This window comes from Alcanivorax sp., from assembly GCF_014762765.1.
GTDB lineage: Bacteria > Pseudomonadota > Gammaproteobacteria > Pseudomonadales > Alcanivoracaceae > Alcanivorax.
In genome coordinates, this window is sequence record NZ_JABURH010000083.1 from 1 (window position 1) to 7,103 (window position 7,103).

The following is a 7,103-nucleotide window of genomic DNA, read 5'->3' on the forward strand; positions in this document are numbered from 1 at the left end:
GTGATCGGCATGATCGACGCCTACAAGGACGAGTACGCCGAGAAAGGCATCACCATCAATGCCGTAGCACCGGGCTTCATCGAAACCCAGATGACCGCCGCCATCCCCTTCACCATCCGTGAAGCGGGCCGTCGCATGAACGCCATGAATCAGGGCGGTCAGCCGGTAGACGTGGCTGAAACCATCGCCTTCTTTGCCAGCCCGGCCTCTCAGGGTCTGACCGGTAACGTGGTACGTGTGTGTGGCCAGATGCTGCTGGGTGCGTAACAGCCGCAAGCTGCAAGCCTCAAGCTGCAACACGGTTTGAGGCTTTCGCCACAGGATCCACAAAAGAGCCGCGCCGCAAGGTGCGGCTTTTTTGTATTTGGCTGATCCTCCCTACGCGACACAATGGCAGCGACGAAAAAACCCCGCCGGGCTATTTACCCGGCAGGGCGTGAAGATCCCGCGCTCTCCCGCAACGAGACGCTACAACATCAGGGCGGTGGCTCTCAGGCCGCTTTCGCCAATTTTTCTCCACTCTTCTTTTTCGCTTTCGCGGCTCCTCCAGGCATGTACTGACGCACGTCCCAGAAGAAATAACGCTTGAGCACACTGCTGGCCTCGTCATCCTTCTGACGCCAGCCGTAGGTCTGCGGTTTTTCCTTCTCGATGGCCAGGGTGCCGAAGATCAACCAGTCGTAGATGGCCAGCGTGGAAGTCACGTTCCTGGCGGAATTGGGGCCACGGGAATGGTGATGATGATGCTGGGTCGGGAAGGTCAGCACATGGGCCAGCGCCCACATGGTTTTACGCACCCAGGCCCACTGGTGATTATGGAAATAGAGATCCCAGTTCCAGTTCACATGGGTCTGGGCCGCCCAGATACCCTTGATGGCCGTGCCCACCAGGAACACCTCCACCAGGCCCAGATAAAGACACACCAGCTGGAAGGTGTAATTCGGCATGATCAGCCACCAGGCCCAGCCATTCACAAAGGTCTGGGTCACCGACAGCTGCCCCTTGTTGTCCTGGCCGCCGGCCAGATGGTGGGGGCGATGGCTCATCTTGTAGAACGCCTGCACCCATTGCAGCAACCGGTTCTTCGGTCGACGACTATGGGCGAACAGGTGAAACGCACCATGAATAAATTCTTCAATACAGAAAAAGGCGATCAGCGTCGGCAGGAAATACTGATCCTCCAGCCAGGCCAGGGAACCGGCACTGCCGGGAAACAGGCCTGACAGCCCCAGAGTCAGCAGCAGCAACACCAGCGGGCGCTGCACTACCACCATCATCAAGGTAGCGAGAAAGGCAATTTTCCAGTCCTGCCGGGTCTTTTTGCCGTCCCGGGTGCGGCCGGCTACCACTTCCCAGATCGCTGTCAGAATAATGAACGCCGTGACAACGGCGGTAAGTTGCTGGTCCATTGTTATTCTCCAGTTTGAGCGTGTTGTTGCGCACACCCCAGAAAATAGACAGAGCGTATTCCTTTTCCTAATTGATATTTGATATAAGTAATATCCATGAAACTGAATTTACGCAGCATCGACCTGAACCTGCTGCCGGTCTTCGATGCCATCATGGAGGCCGGGCAACTGTCCCGGGCCGCAGACCAGCTGGGGATGAGCCAGCCCGCCATCAGTGCGGCGCTGCAGCGCCTGCGCCATACCCTGGACGACGACCTCTTCGTGCGCACCCGCCAGGGCATGGTGCCCACCCCCCGGGCCCGTGAGCTGCACCAGCTACTCGCCCCCCAACTGGCGTCCCTGCGCGACTCGCTGGACCCGGGCAACCGCTTTGATCCGGCCAGCAGCCGGCGCCAGTTCCGCTTGCTCAGCCTGGACTACTTCGAGATGGTGCTGCTGCCACCGCTGCTGCAGCGAATACGCCGACAGGCGCCGGATGTAATGCTGGAGATTGCCCCTGCCGGCGATGGCATGGCCAACGCCCTGAACAAGGCCCATGCCGACCTGGCCGTGGATTCGTTTGTCCCTGAAGACAGCCGACTGCACCGCAAGGTACTGCTGGAGGAGAATCTGGTGGTAGTGGCACGTCGGGGACATCCACAGATACAGGGGCGTTGCAGCAAGTCCCGCTTTCTGCAAGCCGAACATGTGGTGCTGCCGGAGCGTCACCGGCGCCTGCCGCTGGACCTGATTCTCAATGCCCCCGGCTGGCAACGACGTGCCGGCGCCAAGGTTACCCAGTTTGCCAGCATGCTCGCCGTCAGCGCCCGGTCGGACATGATTGCCACCGTGCCGGAACGCCTGGCCCATCAGTACGCCGACGCCCTGGAACTACAGGTCCTGCCCTTCCCGGTCGCTGTGCCACCAGTGCCCGTTTATATGCTCTGGTCCTCCGCCCTGGACAGGGATCCCGCCCATCGCTGGCTACGCCAGCAACTGACAGATTCTGCGGCCACTGAACCTGCCCCTTGAATCCCTGTCTGACTATCACCATCTTATTAGTAGCCATACACGCTAAAACAGGACACCCCATGGGTTTCGGTCGCATTTTCTTCTTCATCTTCGCTTTCGCCCTGCTGGAAGTGCTGGTGCTGGCCAAGGTAGCCGGCTTGATTGGCTGGCCGATCACCATCGTCGCCACCGTGGTTACCGCCCTGCTGGGTAGCTACCTGTTCCGCCGCCAGGGACTGGAGACCTGGGTGCGCCTCAACCAGCGCATGCAACAGGGCGATATGCCCGGCCAGGAAATGGTGGAAGGCATCATGCTGCTGCTCGGCGGCGCCCTGCTGATCACCCCGGGCTTCATCACCGATGCCGTGGGCTTTGCCCTGCTGCTGCCGGGCTCCCGCCGGGCCATGGCCCGCAAGGTCATCGAAAAAGGCACCCTGCAGGGTTTCACCACCATGCAAGGCGGCGGCTTCACCTATACCAGCTACACTCGGCAGGGCCCCAACCCGTTCCAGCAGCCACCTCGCAGGGACAACGGTGGCAATGTGACCATTGAGGGGGAAGCACACAGGGAAAAAAATGAATAATTAATAGTGAATAATTAATAACTCGCGGGGCAGGATCGCGGCTTTTCCAAACACATGACTCCGCGCCCAGACTCCGTGCGCGGCCTCTGGCATTGCAAACCTGAGAACAGACCTCGCGAACTATTAACTATTCATTGCCCCACCTGCGACACTTTGCCACATTGGCCAACGCCCCGATTTTGCCAATAATGCCCCCGCCATCATTCGGGGGTTCCATGCATCGTCGTCTTTTCGCCAGCATCCTGCTCAGCGGTATTTCCTCGCTACACGCCAACGAACTGGAAACCATTTCCGTCAGCCAGTCCGCCTCTGCGCTGGAAACGGAGCCAGCGGCGTTAAGCGGCCAGGTGACTGCCGCCGAGGCCGCGGACATCAATACCGCCGACAGCGAGGACGTGCTCAAGTACCAGCCCAACCTGATGGTGCGTAAACGCTTTATCGGCGACCGCAACGGCCTGCTCACCTTCCGTGATATGCACAACTTCCAGACCCCGCGGGCACTGGTCTACAGCGACGGGATACTGCTCAGTAATTTCCTCGGCGCCAACTTCGCCACCGCCCCGCGCTGGGACGTGGTGCAGCCCCAAGAGATCGACCGGGTGGAGATTTTCTACGGCCCCTATTCCGCCCGCTACAGCGGTAACAGCCTGGGCGGTGTCACCGTGTTTCACACCAAAATGCCCCAGCAGGCCATGGCCCATCTCAGCGCCGGCACCTTTATGCAACGCTTCGACGACTACGGCACCGACGAGGACTATTTTGGCCATCGGCTGAATGCTGTGGTGGGCAACCGCAAAGGTGACTGGAGTCTGCTTCTCGCTGCCAGCCGGCTGGAAAACGAAGGGCACCCACAAAGCTTCGGTCTGACCCGCGGAACTGGCCCCAACCCCGGCACGCCAGTCACCGGTGCCCACCCCTACTCCCAGGGTGGATATGTCTACAACGCTGCCAGCGGCAGTGAGGTGACCGAACAGAACCTGAAGCTGAAACTGGGCTACGATCTGACCCGTGACCTGCAGGCCCGCCTCACCCTGGCCTGGCTGGACCGCCGCGATGAAACCCTGAAGCCCCAGACCTACCTGCGCGATGCCAATGGCCGCCTGGTCTACAATGGCGATGTGACCATCAACGGCGAGGATTTTGCCGTCACCAGCCAGCGCCTGGGCCTGAGCGAAAGCCAGGATCTGATCACCGGCCTGGAACTGGATGGCAAGCTTGGCCATGGCTGGGACATCCAGACTGGCGTATCCGACTACCGGGTACTGGATGACACCAGTCGCCGCTCCGGTACCGATTTCGCGGTGGCCAGGACCGGCGGCCCCGGCACCTTCAGCGACGACCAGGGCACCGGCTGGCAGACCTTCGACCTGAATCTGGGCCATCGCCACGATGGCGGCTGGCTGGGGCAGCGGGTGGTTTTCGGTTACCACATCGACCGCTACCGCCTGGACGAGATCAACTACGACACCAACGAGTGGCGCACCACCCAGGGCCGCACCCTGAAAAGCGCCTCCCGGGGCGAAACCCGCACCCAGGCCCTGTTTATCGAAAACCAATGGGCACTCAGCGACAAACTGAAGCTCACCCTGGGTGGCCGCCAGGAATGGTGGCAGGCCAGCGACGGTCGCCTGATCCAGAACGGTGCCTCCGCCGCCTATCCGCAACGCAACGAACAGGCCTTTTCTCCCAAGGCCAGCCTGAGCTATCGGCCCACCGACGACTGGCTCACCAGCCTGTCCCTGGGCAAGGCCCACCGCTTCGCCACCGTAGGCGAGCTTTACCAGGGCAGCCTGGATAACAATGGTGACTTCAACGCCGCCTTTGATCCGAACCTGAAAACCGAGGAAGGACTGAGCAAGAACCTGATGGTGAAGCACTTCTTCCCCCAGGCCACCCTGACAGTGAACCTGTGGGAAAACGACGTGGACGATGCCATCTTTCGGCAGACCAACGTTTTCACTGGTGTAAACAACTTCCAGAACATCGATCGGGTGCGCTCACGGGGCATCGAGTTCATCGCCAACTGGCCGGACCTGCTGGTGGACGGTCTGACCCTGGACTTCAACGTTTCCTACACCCGCGCCATTATCGAAGACAACGACTCCCAGCCGGCATCAGAAGGCAAGCAGTTCCCCCGCGTCCCCCGCTGGCGGGCCAACCTTCTGGCACGCTACCAGGCCACGCAAAAACTGAACCTGAGCAGTGGTCTGCGCTATGCCAGTGATCCCTACGACAGTCTGGATAACAGCGACGGCGATGCGGAAGGTTTCGGCTTTACCGACGACTATGTGGTGCTTGATGTTCGCGGGCGCTACCAACTGGATAATCACATCAGCGTGGCGCTGGGCATGGATAATGTCACCGATCATCGCTACTACGTATTCCACCCCTACCCGGGCCGCACCTTGTTTGCCGAAGTTAACTGGGATTACTGATGCCGTATCGCGCACTCGCCTGCCTGACACTGACACTGCTGGCCATGTCGAGCGCAGTGTCAGCGCATTCTGCCCACAGCCACAACACCAACGCGGCCTGCGAGGACCGCATTGCCCCCGCATGCGGTCGCGCCCCGACCCCGGCCTTCGATCATGATGGCAAGCTCTGGTGGGTCTGGTATCAGCAGGATCATATTCGTGTGCAACGGCAAGGCGGCCAACCGCGGATCGTCAACCCGGAACCGGAAGCGGTGGATGACCAGGGCGAAGACCGCCCGCAAATCGCCTTCGGCCCGGACAACCAGATTTACCTGCTGTGGACCCAAAAACCGGACAAACCCTGGACCGGGCATATCCGCTTCAGCCGCTCCCTGGATGGCGGCAACAGCTTCAGCGAACCGGTGACCGTCAATGATGATCGCCGCACCATCGCCCACCGCTTTCCAGACATGGCCGTCAACAACGACGGCGAGCTGTTCCTGGTGTGGGTGGACAAACGCGACCAGCAGAACGCCAAAGACGCAGGCCAGGACTATGTAGGCGCGGCGCTTTACTACACCCACTCCACAGACCACGGTGCCAGCTTCGCCCGCAATCAGCGCCTGGCCGCCCATTCCTGTGAATGCTGCCGGCTAGCCATGAGCATTGATGAGCAAGGCCTGCCAGTAATTCTCTACCGCCAGGTGTTCACCGGCGGCATCCGCGACCACGCCCTGATCCGCTTCCGGGATGCCACCACCCCGCAGCCCGTCGAACGGGCCAGCGATGATCAATGGCAACTCAACGGCTGTCCTCATCATGGTCCGGCACTGGCCATGGACGGCGACCGTCGACATCAGCTCTGGTTCACCGCTGGAAAAAAACGTCAGGGGCTGTTTTATCAGCGTAGCGATGGAGCACCGATAAAGCTGGGCGGCCCCGCCGCGGCCCACGGCCAGGTGGCGGTGCTGGGCGATATCGTTGCGTTGGTCTGGAAAGATCTGGATGAGGCGAACCGCAGCGTTATCCGCTTGAAGCTGTCCCGGGATGGCGGTGCGCACTGGGCGGATGTACGCACCTTGCTGCACACTCGCAATGGCTCCGATCACCCCTTGCTGATCAGCAATGGCGAACAGATCTTTCTCGCCTGGCGCACCGACGATGAAGGCAACCAGCTGGTAGCGATTAGCGGAGAACACCAATGAAAAACCGCGCGCTTTGCATAGCGCTGCTGACAATATCCTGCTTCGCTACGGCTCTGGAGCCACTGCACCGGGGGGGCTATCAGCAGGTTCTTGACCAGCAACCACGGCCCTTGCTGGTGGTTCTTTGGTCAGTGGACTGCCCACCCTGCTACGATGAGCTGGCCGCCCTTGGCCGCCTGCATCAGGAAGGTGAGACGCTACCGGTAGTGCTGATCAACACAGACACCCGACGCAGCAGCGACGAAGTCACCGCCACCCTGCAACAACACAACACCGACGCCCTGCCCAACTACCAGTTCGCCGATCCCGTCCCCGCCCGCCAGCGCCGGGAAATCGACCCGAACTGGTACGGCGAACTACCGCGCAGCTATCTGATTGAAGAGGACAGCACCCAGGGACACAGCGGAGCCTTGACCGAGCAGCGCCTGCGCGACTGGCTGAAAACATTGCCATCACACAACAGAGAAAGCGTAAGACGGTTTTAGAAACCCGGGCAGACCC

7 protein-coding genes are annotated in these 7,103 nt (G+C 60.7%); 6 read left to right on the plus strand and 1 reads right to left on the minus strand.

Features of this window, described 5'->3' with window-relative positions; genetic code table 11:
* A partial coding sequence (locus HUJ17_RS03845) for an SDR family oxidoreductase (protein WP_290509430.1) occupies positions 1-267 on the plus strand: 267 nt, incomplete at its 5' end.
* 224 nt (positions 268-491) lie between these two features.
* Here the strand turns inward: HUJ17_RS03845 and HUJ17_RS03850 are convergent.
* Positions 492-1,409 (minus strand): sterol desaturase family protein, encoded by a 918-nt coding sequence (locus HUJ17_RS03850; RefSeq protein ID WP_290509431.1) that lies wholly within the window; start codon positions 1,407-1,409, stop codon positions 492-494.
* A gap of 96 nt (positions 1,410-1,505) precedes the next feature.
* Between HUJ17_RS03850 and HUJ17_RS03855 the strand changes: the two genes are divergently transcribed.
* The 5 genes from HUJ17_RS03855 (at position 1,506) to HUJ17_RS03875 (ending at position 7,087) form a co-directional block, all read left to right on the plus strand.
* A complete protein-coding gene (locus HUJ17_RS03855) occupies positions 1,506-2,420 on the plus strand; it encodes a LysR substrate-binding domain-containing protein (protein ID WP_290509432.1) in 915 nt (304 codons plus the stop codon).
* A gap of 59 nt (positions 2,421-2,479) precedes the next feature.
* Positions 2,480-2,983 carry an FxsA family protein gene (locus HUJ17_RS03860; RefSeq protein ID WP_290509433.1) on the plus strand — a complete coding sequence of 168 codons (504 nt, stop codon included), beginning with the start codon at positions 2,480-2,482 and terminating at the stop codon, positions 2,981-2,983.
* Between the two features lie 215 nt (positions 2,984-3,198).
* On the plus strand, positions 3,199-5,418 hold the full coding sequence (locus HUJ17_RS03865; RefSeq protein WP_290509434.1) for a TonB-dependent receptor: 2,220 nt from the start codon (positions 3,199-3,201) through the stop codon (positions 5,416-5,418).
* On the plus strand, positions 5,418-6,602 hold the full coding sequence (locus HUJ17_RS03870) for a sialidase family protein (protein WP_290509435.1): 1,185 nt from the start codon (positions 5,418-5,420) through the stop codon (positions 6,600-6,602). The genes HUJ17_RS03865 and HUJ17_RS03870 overlap by 1 nt, the downstream gene beginning before the upstream one ends.
* Entirely contained in the window at positions 6,599-7,087 is a 489-nt protein-coding gene (locus tag HUJ17_RS03875) for a hypothetical protein (RefSeq protein ID WP_290509436.1), read from the plus strand. Before HUJ17_RS03870 ends, HUJ17_RS03875 begins: the two co-directional genes overlap by 4 nt.
* The last annotated feature ends 16 nt before the right edge of the window (positions 7,088-7,103 follow it).